The 19,430-nt window shown below is 64.5% G+C and carries 21 protein-coding genes and 1 pseudogene; 12 read left to right on the forward strand and 10 right to left on the reverse strand.

Translation table 11 applies throughout. The features are described from left to right. Positions 1-11: 11 nt before the first annotated feature. From AWB70_RS18495 to AWB70_RS18505, 3 genes are read left to right on the forward strand one after another with little or no spacing between them, the layout of a single operon-like run. A complete protein-coding gene (locus AWB70_RS18495) occupies positions 12-1,586 on the forward strand; it encodes a DHA2 family efflux MFS transporter permease subunit (protein WP_014251128.1) in 1,575 nt (524 codons plus the stop codon). 27 nt (positions 1,587-1,613) lie between these two features. Further along, on the forward strand, positions 1,614-3,068 hold the full coding sequence (locus AWB70_RS18500) for an efflux transporter outer membrane subunit (RefSeq protein WP_014251127.1): 1,455 nt from the start codon (positions 1,614-1,616) through the stop codon (positions 3,066-3,068). After that, positions 3,065-3,514 carry a PaaI family thioesterase gene (locus AWB70_RS18505; protein WP_053569603.1) on the forward strand — a complete coding sequence of 150 codons (450 nt, stop codon included), beginning with the start codon at positions 3,065-3,067 and terminating at the stop codon, positions 3,512-3,514. Before AWB70_RS18500 ends, AWB70_RS18505 begins: the two co-directional genes overlap by 4 nt. Positions 3,515-3,556: 42 nt before the next feature. Here AWB70_RS18505 and aptA read toward each other — a convergent pair whose 3' ends face one another. Next, positions 3,557-4,885 (reverse strand): omega-aminotransferase AptA, encoded by a 1,329-nt coding sequence (gene aptA, locus AWB70_RS18510; RefSeq protein ID WP_053569602.1) that lies wholly within the window; start codon positions 4,883-4,885, stop codon positions 3,557-3,559. Positions 4,886-5,040: 155 nt separating this feature from the next. Between aptA and AWB70_RS18515 the strand changes: the two genes are divergently transcribed. Further along, a complete protein-coding gene (locus tag AWB70_RS18515) occupies positions 5,041-6,456 on the forward strand; it encodes an aminotransferase-like domain-containing protein (RefSeq protein WP_053569865.1) in 1,416 nt (471 codons plus the stop codon). Between the two features lie 18 nt (positions 6,457-6,474). Here AWB70_RS18515 and AWB70_RS18520 read toward each other — a convergent pair whose 3' ends face one another. From AWB70_RS18520 to AWB70_RS39725, 7 genes and pseudogenes are all read right to left on the reverse strand, one after another. Continuing rightward, positions 6,475-6,735 carry a hypothetical protein gene (locus AWB70_RS18520; protein WP_014251123.1) on the reverse strand — a complete coding sequence of 87 codons (261 nt, stop codon included), beginning with the start codon at positions 6,733-6,735 and terminating at the stop codon, positions 6,475-6,477. Positions 6,736-6,908: 173 nt separating this feature from the next. Beyond that, positions 6,909-7,562 (reverse strand): H-NS histone family protein, encoded by a 654-nt coding sequence (locus AWB70_RS18525; RefSeq protein ID WP_053569601.1) that lies wholly within the window; start codon positions 7,560-7,562, stop codon positions 6,909-6,911. A 65-nt stretch (positions 7,563-7,627) separates the two neighbouring features. Then, positions 7,628-8,407, reverse strand: a complete 780-nt coding sequence (locus AWB70_RS18530; protein WP_014251121.1) for an ABC transporter substrate-binding protein — start codon at positions 8,405-8,407, stop codon at positions 7,628-7,630. 144 nt (positions 8,408-8,551) lie between these two features. Further along, positions 8,552-8,956, reverse strand: coding sequence for an Hsp20/alpha crystallin family protein (locus tag AWB70_RS18535; protein ID WP_014251120.1), 405 nt, complete (start codon positions 8,954-8,956; stop codon positions 8,552-8,554). A gap of 13 nt (positions 8,957-8,969) precedes the next feature. After that, entirely contained in the window at positions 8,970-9,404 is a 435-nt protein-coding gene (locus tag AWB70_RS18540) for an Hsp20/alpha crystallin family protein (RefSeq protein WP_053569600.1), read from the reverse strand. Between the two features lie 214 nt (positions 9,405-9,618). Beyond that, positions 9,619-9,996: a DUF934 domain-containing protein gene (locus tag AWB70_RS18545; RefSeq protein WP_053569599.1), complete on the reverse strand. Its 378-nt coding sequence runs from the start codon at positions 9,994-9,996 to the stop codon at positions 9,619-9,621. Further along, positions 9,993-11,493 (reverse strand): annotated as a pseudogene (locus tag AWB70_RS39725) (nitrite/sulfite reductase). Before AWB70_RS39725 ends, AWB70_RS18545 begins: the two are co-directional and overlap by 4 nt. 199 nt (positions 11,494-11,692) lie before the next feature. Here AWB70_RS39725 and AWB70_RS18555 point away from each other — a divergent pair. Both AWB70_RS18555 and AWB70_RS18560 read left to right on the forward strand, forming a co-directional pair. Then, positions 11,693-11,881, forward strand: coding sequence for a DUF2970 domain-containing protein (locus tag AWB70_RS18555; RefSeq protein WP_014251116.1), 189 nt, complete (start codon positions 11,693-11,695; stop codon positions 11,879-11,881). 70 nt (positions 11,882-11,951) lie between these two features. Next, complete coding sequence (locus AWB70_RS18560; RefSeq protein WP_053569597.1) at positions 11,952-12,935, forward strand: 2-dehydropantoate 2-reductase; 984 nt, start codon at positions 11,952-11,954, stop codon at positions 12,933-12,935. A 7-nt stretch (positions 12,936-12,942) separates the two neighbouring features. On the opposite strand, the gene AWB70_RS18565 is transcribed toward AWB70_RS18560, so the two are convergent. Further along, positions 12,943-14,148, reverse strand: coding sequence for an NAD(P)/FAD-dependent oxidoreductase (locus tag AWB70_RS18565; protein WP_053569596.1), 1,206 nt, complete (start codon positions 14,146-14,148; stop codon positions 12,943-12,945). Positions 14,149-14,399: 251 nt separating this feature from the next. Between AWB70_RS18565 and AWB70_RS18570 the strand changes: the two genes are divergently transcribed. Together AWB70_RS18570 and AWB70_RS18575 are read left to right on the forward strand one after the other, a co-directional pair. Then, the gene (locus AWB70_RS18570; RefSeq protein ID WP_053569595.1) at positions 14,400-14,780 is read left to right on the forward strand and encodes a nucleotide pyrophosphohydrolase; all 381 of its coding nucleotides are present in this window, start codon (positions 14,400-14,402) and stop codon (positions 14,778-14,780) included. Between the two features lie 52 nt (positions 14,781-14,832). Beyond that, positions 14,833-16,014: an acyl-CoA dehydrogenase family protein gene (locus AWB70_RS18575; protein ID WP_053569594.1), complete on the forward strand. Its 1,182-nt coding sequence runs from the start codon at positions 14,833-14,835 to the stop codon at positions 16,012-16,014. Positions 16,015-16,048: 34 nt separating this feature from the next. Here the strand turns inward: AWB70_RS18575 and AWB70_RS18580 are convergent, their stop codons facing one another. Continuing rightward, positions 16,049-16,300, reverse strand: a complete 252-nt coding sequence (locus tag AWB70_RS18580) for a DUF4148 domain-containing protein (protein ID WP_053569593.1) — start codon at positions 16,298-16,300, stop codon at positions 16,049-16,051. Positions 16,301-16,502: 202 nt separating this feature from the next. On the opposite strand from AWB70_RS18580, the gene AWB70_RS18585 reads away from it, so the two are divergent. The 4 genes from AWB70_RS18585 (at position 16,503) to AWB70_RS18600 (ending at position 19,399) form a co-directional block, all read left to right on the forward strand. After that, positions 16,503-17,540 (forward strand): M14 family zinc carboxypeptidase, encoded by a 1,038-nt coding sequence (locus AWB70_RS18585; RefSeq protein WP_045454712.1) that lies wholly within the window; start codon positions 16,503-16,505, stop codon positions 17,538-17,540. Further along, on the forward strand, positions 17,537-18,340 hold the full coding sequence (locus AWB70_RS18590) for an alpha/beta fold hydrolase (protein ID WP_053569592.1): 804 nt from the start codon (positions 17,537-17,539) through the stop codon (positions 18,338-18,340). Before AWB70_RS18585 ends, AWB70_RS18590 begins: the two co-directional genes overlap by 4 nt. A gap of 25 nt (positions 18,341-18,365) precedes the next feature. Continuing rightward, positions 18,366-18,872: a cupin domain-containing protein gene (locus AWB70_RS18595; RefSeq protein ID WP_053569591.1), complete on the forward strand. Its 507-nt coding sequence runs from the start codon at positions 18,366-18,368 to the stop codon at positions 18,870-18,872. A gap of 287 nt (positions 18,873-19,159) precedes the next feature. Then, entirely contained in the window at positions 19,160-19,399 is a 240-nt protein-coding gene (locus tag AWB70_RS18600; protein ID WP_014251107.1) for a DUF3622 domain-containing protein, read from the forward strand. Positions 19,400-19,430: the final 31 nt, after the last annotated feature.

The raw sequence follows: 19,430 nt of genomic DNA on the forward strand, positions 1-19,430 counted from the left end.
GGAGCGCGGCCATGACTCACACGATTCCCTCCGATCCCGCCTCACAGCCGATCAAGCAGCGCGTGTTCGCCTTCGCGCTCATGTGCCTGGGCTTCTTCATGGCGACGCTCGATATCCAGATCGTCGCGTCGTCGCTGAAGGATATCGGCGGCGGCCTGTCCGCGAGCCAGGACGAGCTGTCCTGGGTGCAGACCTCGTATCTGATCGCGGAAATCCTCGTCATTCCGATGTCGGGCTGGCTCTCCAAAGTGATGTCCACGCGCTGGCTCTTCGTCGCTTCGGCGGTCGGCTTCACGATCACGAGCATGTTGTGCGGCATGGCATGGGACATCAATTCGATGATCCTCTTTCGCGGCATGCAGGGCGCGCTCGGCGCCGCGATGATTCCGACCGTGTTCACGACGGCCTTCGTGCTCTTTCCCGGCAAGCAGCGGCTGATCGCATCGACGACCATCGGCGCGCTGGCCTCGCTCGCGCCCGCGGTCGGCCCGGTGATCGGCGGATGGATCACGGATCAGTGGTCGTGGCATTGGCTGTTCTATCTGAACGTCGTGCCCGGTCTCGTCGTGGCGGTACTCGTGCCGAAGTACGTGCATATCGACGAGCCGAATCTTGCGTTGCTGAAGAAGGGCGACTATCTCGGCATCGCGCTGATGTCCGGCTTTCTCGGCTGTCTGGAGTACGTGCTCGAAGAAGGGCCGCGCAAGAACTGGTTCGGCGACGACGCGATCATCGCGTGTGCATGGATCTCCGGGATTTGCGGCTTTCTCTTTCTCGTGCACGCGTTCACGGCGAAAGATCCGGTTGTCGATCTGCGCGCGCTCGCGGTGCGCAACTTCGCGATCGGCAGTCTGCTTTCGTTCGTGACGGGCATCGGCATTTTCGTCTCGGTGTTTCTGACGCCCGTGTTTCTCGCCCGCGTGCGCGGTTTCGATTCGCTGCATACGGGTCTCGCGCTGCTTTCCGTCGGCTGTTTTCAGTTGATCGCCATCGGCTTTTATGGCTTCGCGACGCGCTACTTCGACATGCGCGTGCTGCTCGCCTTCGGTCTGATCTGCTTCGGCGCGGGCTGTTATCTCTATACGCCGCTGACGCACGACTGGGGCTGGCAAGAATTCCTTCTGCCGCAAGCGCTGCGCGGCATCGGCCAGCAATTCGCCGTGCCGCCCATCGTGACGATGGCGCTCGGCTCGCTGCCGCCGTCGCGGCTCAAATCGGCCAGCGGTCTGTTCAATCTGATGCGCAATCTCGGCGGCGCGATCGGCATTGCGGTCAGCGCGACGATGCTCAACGACCGTCTCAATCTGCACTACCTGCGCCTGAACGAGAACGTGACGATCGGCCGCCCGGTCATCGACGATCTGTTGTCGCGCAGCTCCGCCCATCTCGCGTCCGTCGCGGGCGATGCGCTGAACGCGTCGCAAGCGGGACTCGCCTCGCTGCATGCGCTCGTGATGCGCGAAGCGCTCGTGCTGACGTTCGCCGACTGCTTCTACGTGCTCGCGCTGTGTTTTCTCGTCGGCCTCGCGACGGTGTTCTTCGCGAAGCCGATCACGACCGCGCCGCCGTCGTCGGATGCGCATTGAACCGGGTCTTATCTGGATGCTTCGATCATGAAGAAACTGCTTGCCGAAATACTCGCGTGTCTGACGCTCGCCGCATGCGCGGTGCAGCCCGCCACGCACGCCGATCTGCCCGCGAAAGTGAACGCGACCGCGCCCGCCGGCTGGAGCGTCGATGTGCCGAAACAGGACGCCGATCCCACCGCGTGGTGGAACCAGTTCAACGACCCGGCGATGCATGAACTGGTCGCGTCGGTGCTGAACGACAACCTCGACGTGCAGGCCGCGGTCGAACGCGTGAAGCAGGCACAGGCGCTGACGACGCAACGCCGCGCCGCGCTGCTGCCGCAACTCGATCTGGGCGCGGGCGGATCGTACACGCGCCAGAACACGCCGCCGCCGCTTGGCTATGTGAAGCAGGCCGGCATCGGCCTCAATCTCAGCTGGACGCCCGATGTCTTCGGCGGCGAGCGTCTGGAACTGCTGGCGTCGCAGGCGCAGCTTGTTGGCCGCGAACATGCGGCGGATCAGATCAGGCTCGCGCTCGCGGCGAATACGGCGGGCGCGTATATCGATCTGCGCTGGGCGCAGGCGGAACTGAAAATCCTGCAAGACAACCGCGAGATTCGCGAGCGCGCGCTGAAGCTCACGCAGCGCCGTCTGCAATACGGCCTGTCGACGCAACTCGATGTCGCGCGTGCGCAGAATCAGTTGAGCGATCTGCTCTCGCGCATTCCGCGCACGCAGGCGACGATTCAGCATCAACTGAGCCTGATCGCGGTGTATTCGGGCCGCACGCCCGAGTCCGTCGACCGGCTGATGCTCGCGAACGCGGGGCCCGCGCCCGTCATTCCCGTGCCCGCGAATGGCGCGCCCAACATGCTCCCGTCCGATGCGTTGCTGCGCCGCCCGGACGTGCTCGTCGCGTATGCGACCGTGCAGCAGCGCGCGGCGGAAGTGGGCGTCGCGCGGGCGGAGCGTTATCCGAAGTTTTCGCTGCGGCTTTCCGATGGCCTGCTCGCCTCGTCGTATCTCGGCTTGCCGACCCTGACCGACAATCTCTTTTCGGCGGCGCTCAACGCGACCAGCCCGATCTTCAACGCGGGGCGCATCACCGCGGAGATCGAGCAGAACGAGAGCCGGATGCGCGAGTCGGAATTGCGCCTGCATCAGACCATGCTCGAAGCGCTGAAGGACGTGGAAGACACGCGCAGCGATCTCGTCAGCACGACCGAGTCGACCGCGCGCCTGACCGATGCGCTCGCCGCGTCGGGCCAGTCGCTCACGCTCTCGTCGCAGTTGTACAAGGGCGGCGCGGCCAGCTTCCTCGATGTGCTCGACGCGCAGCAATCGTATCTGCGCGACGCCGATGCGCTGAATCAATCGAAGCGTGAACACGCGCTCGCGGCGGTAGCGCTGTATCGCTCGCTGGGCGGCGGATGGAGCGTGACCGGCGATGACGGCGTCATCGAGACCGCGAACGCAAAAACGGAGACGACGAAATGAGCATGGTCGAAGAAACGGGCGCGGGCCTCGACGGCCTCTCGCAACTGCGCAAGCTGATCGCGTGCAAGCGCAGGCCGGGCATCATGGTGTCGCTGGATCTGGAATTCGTCGAAGTCGAGGCGGGCAGGGCGGTGTTCGCGGGCGTGCCGGGCGATCACGCGTACAACCCCATCGGCACCGTGCACGGCGGCTATGCCGCGACGCTGCTCGATTCCGCCTGCGGATGCGCGGTGCATTCGTGCCTGACCGCGACGCAGGCCTATACGACGCTCGAACTGAAAGTGGCGTATCACAAGGCGATCACGCGCGATTCGGGCATGCTGCGCGCCGAAGGGCGCGTGCTCTCGATCGGCCGCCGCGCCGCGTTCGCGCAAGCGTCGCTCAAGGATGCGAGCGGCTGGTTGTTCGCGTCGGCGACCTCGACCTTGCTCGTCATGGAGCGCTGAAAAGCCCGGTTCCTCATCGAAAGGAACCGGACTGAACGCGCTTTATTTCACGCTTTCCAGCGCCTTTCTCACCGTGCCGAAGATCTGATCGATCTGATCGTCTTCGATGATGAGCGGCGGCGAGAACGCGAGGATATCGCCGGTATAGCGCACGAGCACGCCCGCTTCGAAGCACTTGACGAACACTTCGTACGCGCGCGCGCCGGGCGCGCCTTCGCGCGGTTCCAGCTCGATGCCCGCCACGAGCCCGAGATTGCGAATGTCCTTCACATAAGGCGCGTCGCGCAGCGCGTGCGCGGCGCTCTCGAACTTCTCGGCCTTCGATGCCGCGCGCTCGAACAGCTTGTCGCGCGTATAGAGATCGAGCGTCGCGATCGCCGCCGCGGTCGCGACCGGATGCGCCGAGTACGTATAGCCGTGGAACAGTTCGATGGCGTTGGCCGCGCCCGCATTCACCACCGTGTCGTGCACGTTGCGATGCGCGGCGACCGCGCCCATCGGAATGGTTGCGTTGTTGATCGCCTTGGCCATCGTGATCATATCGGGCGTCACACCGAAATACTCGCTCGCGGTGGCCTTGCCGAGACGGCCGAAACCGGTGATGACTTCGTCGAAGATCAGGAGAATGCCGTGCTTCGTGCAGATGTCGCGCAGCTTCTGCAAGTAGCCCTTCGGCGGCACCAGCACGCCGGTCGAGCCCGCGAGCGGCTCCACGATCACGGCCGCGATCGTCGATGCATCGTGCAGCGCGACGATGCGCTCCAGTTCGTCGGCGAGATGCTCGCCCCATGCGGGCTGGCCCTTGGTGAACGCGTTGTGCCCGAGATCGTGCGTATGCGGCAGATGATCGACCGACGGCAGCAGCGCGCCCGAAAACGTCTTGCGGTTCGGCGCGATGCCGCCGACCGAAATGCCGCCGAAGCCGACGCCGTGATACCCGCGCTCGCGGCCGATCAGGCGCGTGCGCTGGCCTTCGCCGCGCGCGCGGTGATAAGCGAGCGCAATCTTCAGCGCAGTATCGACGGATTCCGAGCCCGAGTTCGTGAAGAAGATGCGATCGAGGCCTTGCGGCATGAGCCCGGCCACTTTGGTCGCCGCTTCGAAGGCGAGCGGATGGCCCATCTGGAAGGTCGGCGCGAAGTCGAGCGTCGAGAGCGTCTTTTGCACCGCGTCGACGATTTCCTCGCGGCAATGGCCCGCGTTCACGCACCAGAGGCCCGCCGTGCCGTCGAGCACTTCGCGGCCATCGGTCGAGCGGTAATACATGCCTTTCGCGCTTTCGAGCAGGCGCGGCGCGGCCTTGAACTGCCGATTGGCGGTGAAGGGCATCCAGAACGACGACAGGTCGTCGATGACGGGGCGGGCATTCATGACGGGTCTCCTCCTTGGAAAGTTCGGTCACTGCACTGTATTCCTCGGCAAAATTGCGCGGCATAGACAGTTGCTTGACTGCGCTGCCAACTGTGCTGGCAAAATGTCGCAAACTGTATTGGCCGATGCGCCCGAGCCGGGCTATCCTCGAATTCATGATCGAACTCAAGCTGGAGCGCGGCTCGCGTCAGGCGCCGACGCTCGTCGAACAACTGGTGCGCGCGTTCGCCACGGCGATCGAGGAGCAGACCTTGCGCGCGGGCGCGCTGCTGCCGTCGGTGCGGCGGCTCGCCGAAACGCAGGACCTGAGCACCTTCACGGTGACGGAAGCGTATGGCCGGCTCGTCTCGATGGGCCTCGTCACCGCGCGGCGCGGCTCGGGTTATCGCGTGGCCGTGCGCGCGCAGAGCGAGCGCGTGCGGGCCGTCGAGTGGCAGCCGCCGAGCCTCACCGCGACCTGGCTCCTGTCGGACGTCTTCGCCGATCATTCCGTGCCGATCAAGTCCGGCTGCGGCTGGCTGCCTAACGAATGGGTCAACGAAAGCGGCCTGCAACACGCGCTGCGCGCGGTGAGCCGCGTGCCGGCGGCGCGCATCGCCGATTACGGGCATCCGTATGGCTTCGCGCCGCTGCGCGAGCGGATCGCGGAGCAACTGGATCGTCACGGCCTGCCCGTCGATGCCGCGTCCAACGTGCTGCTGACCGCGGGCGCGACGCAGGCGCTCGATCTCATCGTGCGCACCTTGCTGCGCGCGGGCGACGCGGTTGTCGTCGAAGATCCGGGCTACTGCAATCTGCTGCAGATCCTGCGGCTTGCCGGGCTCGACGTGCACGGCGTGCCGCGCACCGTCGCGGGCATCGATACGGACGTGTTCGAGCGCATCGTGATCGAGCATCGGCCGAAAGCGGTTTTTCTCAACACGACCTTGCAGAACCCGACCGGCGCGACCTTCGGCATGGCGTCGGCGTTTCGTCTGATGCAGATCGCGGAGCGGCACGGCCTGTGGGTCGTCGAGGACGATGTGAACCGCGAGCTCGCGCCGCCCGGCGCGCCCCTGCTCGCGGCGATGGAAGGCCTGAGCCGCGTGCTGTACGTCGGCGGCTTTGCGAAGACGATCACGCCCGCGCTGCGCTGCGGTTATGTCGTCGCGGAGCGGGACGTGCTGCGCGAACTGGCGCGCACGAAAATGGCCGTGGGACTGACGTCGTCGGAGGCGACCGAGCGCATCGTCGAGAAAGTGCTGACGGAAGGGCGCTACGCGCGGCACGTCGAGTTTGTCGTGGAGAAGCTGAAGGACGCGCATGCGCTCGTCGAAGACCGCATGGATGCGCTGGGCATCGCGCTGTTCCGAAGACCGCGCGCGGGATTGTTCGTGTGGGGCGCGCTGCCGATCGATCCCGCCGAAGGCAGCGCTGTCGCGACGCGCGCCTTGCAACACGGCATCTGGCTCGCGCCGGGTTCCTATTTCAGGCCCGGCGATGCCGAGAGCGCATCGTTTCGATTCAACGTCCCTTATTCCGCGGACGATGCGCTCTGGGCATTTCTGGAAAAAACGATTAAAGCGATTTAAAAACGGTCACGCCATTATTTATTGCGCGACTTGTGAAGACGTGGAAGCCGAAACCTGTCCGCGCTGATTTTGCGCCGTGCGTTCCGTATTGCCGAAATCGCTGCGTCCTTGCGCGGATTCTTCCGCGGCGAAGGTTTGTGCGCTGACGCCATGCTGCGAAGCCGGCGCGCCGACATCCGGACGATAATGCGGCGCGGGACCATAACCGCTTGCGAACGCGGAACCGGCAAATACCGAACTCAATGCAATGGCAAAGCTCACTACGAGTCGCTTGTTCACAGAGTGCTCCAATGGAAATATGAGGAACGGCAATCGGAAAGCGCGTCGTTCGATTCGACACGCCCCCGACTTGTGAACGCAGTGTAGAAGGCATTCGCCAGTTTTTAATCGAGCGAAAAGCCAATTGAGTTTTCGTCGATCTCAAACAATGGGATAAAGCGGTGCGCCGCGCATCATGCGGATGGGCCGTCGTTCGCCGGCGGTATGGGCGTCGCCGGTGTGTCCGGTGCGGGTTGCTGCGGCGCAGGTGCGTTGGCTTCTTCGGGCGCCGCGGCTTGCGCGGCGCGTTTGCGTGGCGCGGCGCGCTTTGCCGCTGGCTTCGGTGCTGGCTTTGCCGCGGGCTTCGCCGTTTTAGCCGCGCTGGTCTTTTTGGCGGCGGGCGCCGTGGCGGATTTTTTCGCCGCGCTTGCGCGGGTCCGTGTGGCTTTCTTCGCTGCCGTCTTCGGCTTCTCCGCGCTTTCGACGGCTTGCGCGTCGATCAGAAACTTGCTGCGGTCCTTCACGTTCGCGATCCACGCCGGCGGCCGCGCCCAGCCGCTCCATGTTTCGCCCGTCTCCGGATTGCGATACTTCGCGGGCAGCTTGCCCTTTTTGGCGAGCTTGGTCATCGTTTCATGGCGGCCCGCCGGCGCGGGATACGCGACGCGCGGCTTCTTGGCGGGCTTCGTCTTTTTGCCGTGACGGGCGATATCGTCGGTCGTGAGGCCGTGCCGCTCCATCAGCGCGCGGATATCGTCGAGCACGGCTTGCGCGCGTTGCGCGATCAGCCGTTCCGCCTGCGCCTGGAGTTTCTTCAGCCTGGCTTGTATCTGCTTGAGCGTCGCCATCCCGGTCTCCTTTTCGTGAAGGCGCTAGTGCGAGCCGGCCCGCGAGCCGGCTCGCTTACTCTTCTTTACTCGCCGTAGATATCGAAGTCAAAGTACTTCTGCTCGATGCGCTTGTACGTGCCGTCCTTGATCATCGCGGCAATGGCGCCGTCGAGCTTCTCTTTCAGATCGGTATCTTCCTTGCGCAGGCCGATCGCGGTGCCGGGTCCGAAGATCGCGCTGTCTTCCAGCGCGCCGCCCGCGAAACCGTAGGGCTTGCCGCGCGGCGTTTCGAGAAAGCCGCGTTCGGCCTGCACGGCGTTTTGCAGCGAGGCGTCGAGACGGCCCGCGAGCAAGTCCGCATAGACCTGATCCTGATCCGCGTACGACACGACCTTCACGCCCTTGGCGCCCCAGTGCGCCTTCGCATAGGTTTCCTGCATCGAGCCCTGCTCGACGCCCACGGTCTTGCCCGCGAGCGATTCCGCCGTCGGCTGGATGGCCGAATCGCGCTTCGTCACGAGGCGCGTGGGTACGTGAAAGAGCTTGCTGGAGAAGGCGATCTGCTTGACGCGCGCGGGCGTCATGGACATCGTGGAGAGCACGGCGTCGAACTTGCGCGATTTGAGGCCCGGAATCATGCCGTCGAATGCATTCTCGACCCACACGCATTTCGCGTTGAGGCGGCGGCACAGTTCATTGCCGACATCGATGTCGAAGCCGACCAGCGTGCCGTCGGGCGCTTTCGATTCGAAAGGCGGATAGCTCGCATCGACGCCGAAGCGGATCGTCGACCATTCCTTCGCATGCGCGCCGATCGATACGGTCAGCAGCGAGCCCAACAACACCATCAACAGCCTCTTCACGATAGTCCCTTTTTCGATGAGTTATGAAGGTAGGCGGCATGCGCCGCCGACGCCGATTATAGAGGCGCGTTTCCGGGGCAATAAAAAAGCGGCTGCGATTCGCTTGAATCGCAGCCGCTTTAAAACGAAATGCTATTGAAGAAGTTATCCCGCACGCACTTCGACGCGGCGCGGACGCGCTTCCTCGCGACGCGGAATGGTGAGCTTCAGTACGCCGTTCGTGAGGTTGGCGTCGATCTTCGATGTGTCGAAGTCGTCGCTGACCGTGAAGGCGCGAGCGAAACGCGGCGCGCGCAGTTCGGCGTGATGCACGCGCACGGCGCCTTGCACCGGCAGTTCCGCTTCGGCTTCGATGGTGAGGCGCGCGTCGTGCACTTTCACGTCGAGCTTCTCGCGCGGCACGCCGGGCAGATCGGCCCAGAGCGTGATGCCGTGGCTGTCCTCGACGATATCGACGGCGGGCGTCACCGTTGCGCGGCGCGGCGTGTCTTCGCTATTGCGCGCGACTTCGTTCGTATTTTGCGGGGCGATTTGCGTGTTCTCGGTCATGATGGGCTCCCTCTTACTGAATGGTGATCGCGCGCGGCTTCGATGCTTCGCGCTTGCCGATGGTGATGGACAGCGTGCCGTTTTCATAACGCGCTTCGACCTTGTCGGCGTCGGCGTTTTGCGGCAGTTCGATCACGCGGCGAAAGCTCCCCGTGAAGCGTTCTTTCGCATACGTGCGCGCGCCTTCGGCGGCAGCTTGCGCGCGGCGCTCGCCGCTGATGGTCAGCGTGCCTTTATCGACGGTGACATCGAGCGAAGCAGGTTCGACGCCCGGCGCGAACGCGACGATATGAATCGCGTCGTCCGTGCTGCCGATGTTCAGGCGAGGGAAGGCATCCGCGCGGCTCGAACGAATGCTCGAAGGAAGATTGCCGAAGAGCGAGGACACCTGCCGTTGCATGCGGTCCAGCTCCGAGAAAACGTCGCCGCCAAAATAAAAGTCACTCATGGTCAGTCTCCGATAGTGCGGTCCGGCGCGGCCGGCAGCGGGGAATCAAAACGACAGCGCGGTGGTGGCTGCCTCTGCATCCAAGGTAGGAGCGAAGGCTATCGTTTCAATATCGGAGCACTATGTTTCAAGCGCTTTTTATTTTTTTCGGGCGGCTCTTGAAAGCCGCCGAAGGGCGCGCATATCCGTTCGAATGCGCGCCCGCTCGGCTTCTTCAGTGCGATGCGAGATCGCCCTGGTAATAGCCCGCAAATCGCGCGAACTGTCGTTCGGCATCCGCAGCATCCAGCCCTTCCTTGAGCACCGCGCTCGAAAACCCCGTGCGCTCCATCTGCACGAGCTGATCGATCAACACGTCGCCCGTTGCGCGCAAATCACCCCTGAAACCAAGGCGCCGGCGCAGCAGATAAGCCTGGCTGTACGCACGGCCATCGGTGAAATGCGGGAAGTGCAATTCAATGCGATCGAGCTCAGCCAGCCGGTCTTTCAGCGTGAGCGGATCGTCGTCGTTGGAGAGGCTCGCAACGCGTTCGTTCCTGTCCGAGCCGTGGTCCTCTTGCGTGAGAATGCGCATGCGTTGAACGCCGTTCATGCCGATACCTCCTCGTTCGCGCGCGCCGCATTCGCCGATGTCTTGAACGGCTCCAGTCCCACTCGCCGCACCGTGTCGATGAAACGCTCCTGATGCTCGCGCGTGTCGCGATACGTCGTCAGGATCGCTTCGATCGCATCGGGCACTTCGGCCGCGCTGAACGACGGCCCGATCACCTTGCCCGGTTGCGGCGCGCCGCTTGCCGCGCTGCCGTCCGATCCGCCGAGCGTGATCTGATACCACTCGCGTCCGTCCTTGTCGACGCCGAGCACGCCGATATGCCCGCTGTGATGATGCCCGCACGAGTTGATGCAGCCGCTGATATGCAGATCGATTTCGCCGATGTCGTCGAGTTCGTCGAGATCCTGATAGCGCTCGGTGACGGCTTGCGCGATCGGCAGCGAACGCGCATTCGCGAGCGCGCAGAAGTCGCCGCCGGGGCACGCGATCATGTCGGTGAGAAGCTGCACATTCGCGCTCGCGAAGCCCGCTTCGCGCGCCCGCCTGCCAGAGCGCGAAAAGCTCGCTTGCGCGCAACCCACGGCAGCACGACGTTTTGCGTCGGCGCGACAACAAGTACAAGGCGCGCATCAAGATACTGATGAAGGCCATGCGCGACGTTGCGTTGCAGCCAGCGCGTAAAGAGCGCGGGCCGATCGGCTTGCGCCTCATCGATGCTTGCATGCGACGCGTTCAACGCGGGCGGCCGTAACGGTTGTAGACGCGCACGATCGCCTCGATGTAATTCATGATGTGCGGGCACGGCAGGAACTCGCGCATCGGCGTGGCGATGACGGGCGTGCGTCCCATGCCGCCGCCCGCGCTCACGCGAAAGCCCAGTTCGCCGCGCTCGTCGCGCACGAGTTGCAGGCCGACGTCGTGCCAGGCGGTTGCCGCGCGGTCCTCGCTCGCGCCTGTTATCGCGATCTTGAACTTGCGCGGCAGAAACGCGAACTCGGGATGCAGCGTGGTCCATTGCCGCATGATCTCGGCGAACGGACGCGGATCCGCGACTTCGTCGGGCGCGACGCCCGCGCGCTCGTCGCAGGAAATATTGCGGATGCAGTTGCCGCTCGTCTGAATGCCGTGCATGTCGACGCTGGCGAGCAGGTCCATCACGTCCGCGGATTTGTTCAGCGGAATCCAGTTGAATTGCACGTTGGTGCGCGTCGTGAAATGCGCGCAATGCGAAGGCAACCGCGCGGTGCCGAGCTTGGCCTGAGCCTCGCTCGCCACGCGATAGACCTCCGGATCGGGATCGTCGTATTCGCGCGCGATGCGGCCGAGCACGCGCAACTGCGCGCTCGACAGTTCGCCATACGGCACGGCCACCCGCAGCATCGGCGCGTGGCGCTGCACGTACCAGCCGTTCTGCAAACGCAGCGGGCGGAATGCGTCTTCGCTCAGACGGCCGTCCTGCCAGCGCTCAAGCTGATCGCGGAACTGCGCGGCGCGGCTCTTCACGAAAGATTTGTCGAACTCGGTGTATCGGTACATGGATGCGGCCGGATGGCGGAGAAAGCGCCAACGATAGGGCGCGAGGCGGCATCAGAACAAGCAGCAGTTGCGATGAATTTCACGGCAGCAGTGCGCCGCGCGCCCGAATCTGCTACCGCCGAAAACCCCGCAACTGCTGCTGTTTTTCGCGCGCGGGCCGGCTCATCATGAACCCGTGAAAGAACAACCGGAGCCGGTCATGGAACTCTTGAAGATGATGCGCATCGTGCTGTGGAGCTTTTTCGGCGTGCGCAAGCGCGCGTCGCACAACGCCGATTTCGCGCAGGTGAAGTTGCCGATGTTGCCGGTCGTCGCGGTGATACTCGCCGCGACTTTCGGGCTCACGCTGCTGACGGTCGCGAAGTTCGCCACGGGCATCGCGCACTGATTTGCCGGCGCGCGCCGTATCCCGCTCTTACAATGGCGAACGGATGATTGCCACGAGCGAGGATAGGACGATGAAAGTAGGCATCTATGGCGCGGGCGCGATCGGCGGCTGGATCGGCGTGAAGCTCGCGCAGGCAGGCTGCGATGTGAGTGTGGTCGCCCGCGGCGCCACACTCGATGCGTTGAGGCAAGAGGGATTGCGCCTCGTCGAGAAAGACGCGGCGCATACCGTGAAGGTCGCGGCAAGCGCCAATCCCGCCGATCTCGGCGTGCAGGATCTCGTCGTGGTGGCGGTGAAGGCGCCCGCGATGGAATCGGTCGCGGCGCATGTCGCGCCCTTGCTTTCGCGCGACACCACCGTGCTGACCGCGATGAACGGCGTGCCCTGGTGGTTCTGCGACGGGCTCGGCGAGCCGTTCGCGGGCAAGCGCCTGTCGTCGGTCGATCCGCACGGCGCGATCGCCGCCGCGATCCCCAGCGCGCAGACGATCGGCTGCGTCGTGCATGCGAGCTGCTTCGTCGAGGCGCCGGGCGTGATACGTCATCATCAGGGCAAGGGGCTGATTCTCGGCGAAGCAACCGGCGCGCCGAATGCACGCACGGAATCGCTCGTCACGCTCTTCTCGATGGCGGGCTTCGACGTCACCCTCTCGCGGCAAATCCAGCGCGACGTCTGGTTCAAGCTGTGGGGCAACATGACGATGAACCCCATCAGCGCGATCACCGGCGCCACCACCGACCGCATTCTCGGCGACGATCTCGTGCGCGGCTTCGTCACCGGCGTGATGCTGGAGGCGAAGGAAATCGGCGCGCGCTTCGGCATTCCCATCGAGCAGGAGCCGGAAGACCGCCATGCCGTGACGCTCAAGCTGGGCGCCATGAAAACGTCGATGCTGCAGGACGTGCAGGCGGGCAAGGTGGTCGAGCTCGATGCGCTGGTCGCGTCGGTGCGCGAACTGGGCGCGATGACCGGCGTGCCCACGCCGTTCACCGACGCGCTGCTCGGCCTCGCGCGCCTGCACGCGCGCACGCTGGGGCTGTATCCGCCAGCGTGACGCCCTTTTACGCGACGACGATACGCAGCGGGTCCGCAGCCGCGAACGCTTCGGCCCGCTCCGCGCTCGGCGGATAGATCCATTCCGTGTTGATGCGCGTCTTCAGTTCTTTCGCCTGCGCGCCTGACATCTTCACTTCGCGTTCCCAGCCTTCCGTATAGACCGCGCCCCACGGGCCGAGATCGAGACACGTCACGTATTTCGGCTGGCTGTACGGGATCGGCGCTTCACCGAGCAAATCCGCCGCGACGTTGTGGCCCGCCGAGCGGCCGAGGTTCATCGCGTGCTGGCAGGACATCATCGCGTGGTTGCCTTCGTCGTCGGTGGCCGCGTAGGCGACATCGCCCGTCGCGTAGACCGTATCGACACCCAGCACGCGCAGATTGCGATCCACGTGCAGGCGGCCCAGCGCGTCGCGTTCGGCGGGAATCTGCGTGGTCAGCGTGCTCGCGCGCACGCCCGCGGTCCAGATCACCGTGCTCGCGTCGATCCGCTCGCCGTCCGACGTGGTGAGGCCGTTCGCATCCACCGACGCCACGCCCGTGCCGAGCCGCCATTGCACGCCGAGCGACTGCAGCGCTTCGACGATAACCGGGCGCGGACCGGCACCCAGTTCCTTCCCGATCACCGCATTGCGGTCGATGATGATGACGCGCGCCTCAGCGTTCTCGCCAAGCGCCGCGCGTAGCCGCGCCGGCATTTCCGCAGCCGTTTCGATCCCCGTGAATCCGCCGCCCGCAACGACGACGGTATTGCGCGCGGGCGTGTCCGGCTGCGCCGCGAGCCGCTTGATATGCGCTTCGAGCGCGGCGGCTTCGTCGACCTGATCGACGCTGAACGCGTGTTGCGCAAGCCCCGGAATCTGCGGACGGAAGAGGCGGCTGCCCGTTGCCAGAACGAGACGGTCGTAGTTCATCGTCGAACGCGAGCCGTTGCCGCCAACCACTTCGACCTGACTGCGCTCGACGTCGATGCGCTCGACCTTGCCCTGCACGAACCCGACGCCCGTGGAGGCGAAGATGTCCAGAAGCGGCGCCTTCATGCCCGCGGCGTTTTCTTCATAGAGACGCGGACGCACGTGCAGATGCGGCTCCGGCGCGATCAGCAAGACTTCGATATCCGTCCTGCCGTGCTGATCGATGAGACGCGCGGCGGAAAGGGCGCTCCACATGCCGGCAAAGCCGGCTCCGATTACCAGAATGCGCTTGGACATTTCGATGCTCCTTGGGATTCGATGTTGGGTTCGCTCGATGGACGGCTCGCCGCCGTCATCGATTAACTGCGATTCTATGAGTCGTAGATATCGAGCGCAAGATTTTTGGCGAGGCAAGCGAATGTTGTCTTGAATTCGCGTGTCTGGATAAAAATAGGTTCAACTCGGACACGACGAAGCGTAGTTGATGCGTATCGCTGGCCGCCGCGTTAAGCTGGGCGCGGCATGCAACGAAACATCAGAGGAAGCGAATGGAGCAACAGAACCCGCAAGAAGGCGCAAGCGAGCTGGTCCAGATGCGCGACATGCTGCGCGAGTTCGTTCGCGAACGCGACTGGAGCCGCTTCCACTCGCCGAAGAATCTGGCGGCGGCGCTGTCGGTCGAGGCGAGCGAACTGCTCGAACCGTTCACGTGGCTCGCCACCGGCGACAGAACCGAGCTCGATGAAGCCAAACTGCGCGCGATCCGTCACGAGATGGCGGACGTGCTCGCCTATCTCGTGATGCTCGCCGATGCGCTGGATGTCGATCTGCATCGCGCACTCATCGAAAAGATGGCGCTGAACCGGTCGAAGTATCCGGCGCACAAGGTGAAAGGCGACGCGCGCAAGTACACCGAATACGACGAGTAAGCGCGGGCGAGAAACGGTTAAGCTTGCCGTTCGTTTCCTTGGAGGATTGCCGATGGACTTTTCGCTCTCTGCGGAGTTGACCGATCTTCAGGCGCGCGTGCGCGCTTTCATCGCGGAAGAAATCGTTCCGCTCGAACGCGATCCGCGTTGCACGCCGCACGGGCCGAACGAGGCGCTGCGCGCCGAGCTGATCGCGAAGGGCCGCAAGGCCGGGCTGTTGTCGAGCCATGTCTCGCCGGAGTTCGGCGGCCTCGGCCTGAATCACGTCGCGAAGGCCATTCTGTTCGAGGAGGCGGGTTATTCGCCGCTCGGTCCCGTCGCGTTGAATATTGCCGCGCCGGACGAAGGCAACATGCATCTGCTCGAAGCGGTCGCCACACCCGAACTGAAGGAACGCTGGCTGCGCCCGCTCGCGGCGGGCGCGATCCGCTCGTGTTTCTGCATGACCGAGCCGCCGCCGGGCGCGGGCGCGGATCCCGCGATGCTGCAAACCACCGCCACGCAAGACGGCGACGACTACGTGATCGACGGCCGCAAATGGTTCATCACCGGCGCGGAAGGCGCGGCGGTCGCGATCATCATGGCGAAATTCGCGGATGGCCCCGCGACCATGTTCCTCGCGGACATGTCGAGCCCGGGCATCGTGATCGAGCGTGCGATGGATTCGCTCGACACCTGCTTTCCCGGCGGTCACGGCGTCGTGCGCTTCGAGGGCTTGCGCGTGCTGAAAGAGAACGTGCTGGGCGAGCCGGGCGAAGGCTTTCGCTACGCGCAGGTGCGGCTTTCGCCCGCGCGTCTCACGCACTGCATGCGCTGGCTCGGCGCGGCGCGTCGCGCTCACGATGTCGCGACGGCGTACGCGCGGCAGCGTCACGCGTTCGGCAAGGCGTTAGGCGAGCACGAGGGCGTCGGCTTCATGCTCGCGGATAACGAAATGGACCTGCACGTGACGCGCCTCGCCATCTGGCATTGCGCGTGGGTGCTGGATCAGGGCGTGCTCGGCAAGCACGAGTCGAGCGTCGCGAAGGTGGTGTCGTCGGAGGCGCTATGGCGCGTCGTCGACCGCTCGGTGCAGGTTCTGGGCGGACAGGGCGTCACGCATGAAACCGTCGTCGCGCGGATTTTCGCGGACATGCGCGCCTTCCGGATCTACGACGGTCCGTCGGAAGTGCATCGCTGGAGCATCGCGCGGCGCATTCTGCGCGGGCCGAAACCGCGCGCCGAATCCGCCTGACGAATTCGCCTGACGAATTCGCCGGCGAGCCGCCTTATTGCACGATGGTATTTCCCTGCGCCTGCCGCTGCGCGATGATGCGGCTTGCGCGCATGGCGTTGTCGGGGTAGTTGAGCCAATCGTTCGGATCGTAGCCGACCGAGCGCCACAGCAGGAATTCCTGCCGGACCTGCGCGCGCGTCTTGGGCGCGTTCGGGTCGCTCGTCTGCGCCTGCGGTTGCGCGAATGCGGAAGCGGCGCAGCATAGTGCCAGCGCGCCGAGAACGATGCGGGAAGCGGATGTCATGACGAATACCTCATACCGTGCAGCACGGTCATACTCATTCTAGGTGACAGAACGCGAAAGAGCAGAACACGTTCGCACATGTCCCCGCATACCGCATTCCCCGTCCTATACTCGGTGGCTTCGGGCGGGATGCCGGCACGGCGCAGAACCAGTAGCCTGAGATAAGTCACGAAAAAGAAACACACGATAAACAGGCGCAGTCATGAGCACGTCGGGCGTTGCCGTCACGAGCAGTTTTCCGGAGATGGATGAACTGAACGCGATTCGCGTCGCGGGCGGCGCGCGTTTCGCGTGGCGCACGATCGGCGAAGTGCGCGCGCAACAGCATACGTTTCCGCTTCTGAGCGCATCGATCGGCTCGGACGATCCGCAGGCGCCCGCCATCGGTTTTTTCGGCGGCGTTCATGGACTCGAATGCATCGGTACGCAACTCGTGCTCGAATACATGCGCGCGCTGTTGCGCCGGCTCGAATGGGACGACACGCTGCATCATCAATTGAGCGCGATCCGGCTCATCTTCATGCCGATCGTCAATCCCGGCGGCATGTTCGCCCGCACGCGCGCGAATCCGAACGGCGTCGATCTGATGCGCAACGCACCGCAAAGCGCTGAAGGGCGCGTGCCGTTTCTCGCGGGCGGCCAGCGCATCGGGCCGTGGCTGCCGTGGTATCGCGGCGCGGCGGACGGCCGCATGGAGGTCGAAAGCGCGGCGCTCCTGTCGCTCGTCGAAGAGCAATTGATGTCGCGGCCGCTCAGCTTCGCGCTCGACTGCCATTCGGGCTTCGGCTGGGATGACAGCATCTGGTTTCCCTACGCGCGCACCGAGCGGCAAATGGCGCATCTGCCCGAAATGTTTCTGCTGAAGACGATGTTCGAGGAGTCGTATCCGCATCACGGTTACGCGTTCGAGCCGCAGAGTCATCAATATCTGCTGCACGGCGACTTGTGGGACTTCGCGTACGACCGCTCGCGCCCGCCCAACATCTTTCTGCCGATGACGCTCGAACTCGGCTCCTGGCGCTGGATTCGCAAGAACCCGATGCAAGTGTTCTCGCGGCTAGGCATTTTCAATCCGATCAAGGCGCATCGGACGCGGCGCGTGTTGCGGCGTCATCCGAACTATTTCGATTTCCTCACGCGCGCCGCGTTCTCTTCGCGCCGCTGGCTGCCGAGCGGCGATTTCCGCGACGAAGTGATGCGCCGCGCGCGCGAACACTGGCAGCGCACGGGCGTGTCATGAGTCAGTGGATTCTCTTGCGCGGACTCACGCGCGAAGCGGAGCACTGGGGCGCGTTCGAGACGGCGCTGTCCGCGCACGGGCTCATCGGCGCGGGCGAGCGAGCGGTGTGCATCGATCTGCCGGGCAACGGCGCGGAACATGCGCAGGAAGCGCCGTCGTCCGTCGAAGCGATGACGGATTTCGTGCGCGCACGCGCCGCCGCGATGAACGTGCGCGCGCCGTACCGCGTCATCGCCATGTCGCTTGGCGCGATGGCCGCGACCGCGTGGGCGCAGCGGCATCCCGGCGAGATCGAGCGGCTCGTGCTGTTCAATACGAGCATGCGTCCGTTTGCGCGCGTGCACGAACGGCTGCGCCCTGCGTCATGGCCTACGCTCGTTCGCATCGCGATGAACTGGTCGAAACCCGAGCGATGCGAAGCGCTGATTCATCGCCTGACATGCAATCGCAATGATGCGTTCGACGCGGACATCGCGCACTGGGCGCGGCTGCGGCGCGCGCGTGGCGCGAGCGCGAAGAACGCCTTGCGGCAACTCGCGGCGGCCGCGCGTTTTTACGCGCGTCGCGATGCGCCGCGCTGTCCGGTGCTGCTGCTTGCATCGGCGGCCGATAGGCTCGTCGATCCGGCATGTTCCCTTCGCATTGCGCGGCAGTGGCGCGCGTCGCACGCGGTGCATCCGTGGGCGGGCCACGATCTGCCGCACGACGATGCGGACTGGACCTGCCGGACCATCGCAGCCTGGCTCGACGAAGATCGAGCGACTACGCGCGCGTGTGACACACGTATGACACGCGCGTGACTCCCCAACCTCACGTGAGCCGACCATGAAGCCACCGATCGTCAATCTGGACACGCTGGAACCGCAACCGCTGCCGCCGGCCTTCGCTCCGACAGGCCCGGCCGCCGAACGCTTCGCGCCGCGCATCGCGCGTATCGGCGGCATGCTCGGCGCGAAGAAGCTCGGCTACAGCCTCATCGTGCTGGAACCGGGCAAGCGGGCATTTCCGTTTCATCACCATCGCGTGAACGAAGAGATGTTCTTCGTCGTCGAAGGCGAGGGCGAGGTGCGCATCGGCAGCGAGACGCACGCGATTCGCGCCGGCGATATCATCGCGTGCCCGCCGGGCGATTCCGAAACGGCGCATCAGATCATCAACACGGGCAAAGCGACGCTGCGCTACCTTGCGATCAGCACGATGCAAACGCCCGAAGTGGTCGAATATCCCGATACTGGCCGCCAAGCCGTGCTCGTGGCCGACGAACCGGGTATCAAGGGATTGCGTGCCGTCTTTCGGGCAAGCGATTCGCTCGATTACTGGGAGGGCGAGTGAAACGGGCACGAACCTGACCGAATGGCGTCATTTCCGCCATCTCGCGTGTTATTGCAGGTAACAGTCACGTTTTTATTGTTAATTCTTGTGAGCCGCGTGCCTTCGACGCCACGCCTAGGGAAACCTCGTGTTGCAACGCAGCATCCCATTGCGTATGCTGTTTCTGGATGGCGGCTCGGCCGCCCGGAAGCATCGACACGAATAATCAAAACGCCAGTAAGCAAGGAGCGTTTCATTGAACGGGGGCCGGTAAGCGTTACGGGCGTCCGCTCGAAGGAGCCGCACATATGGAACTGACCACATCGTCGAAGCCGACGCTGCACGTCTTCCAGCAGGAAGGCGGGTGGCATTGGGGCATTACCGTCGAACGCGAGGCGGGCGGCGGAATGAAGGTCGTCGCCTATAGCGACGAAGGCTTCGATTCGGAGGAAGAAGCGCGCGAGGACGGCGAGCACGTGCTGCGCTCGGAAGACTGGCGCTCGCGTCAGAGTTTCAGCCGCAGCGAGCGCCGGCAAGGCTACTCCTGATCGGGGCGGCCGCGTTCGCCCCGAGGTTTTC

Source organism: Caballeronia cordobensis, assembly GCF_001544575.2.
Lineage (GTDB): Bacteria > Pseudomonadota > Gammaproteobacteria > Burkholderiales > Burkholderiaceae > Caballeronia > Caballeronia cordobensis.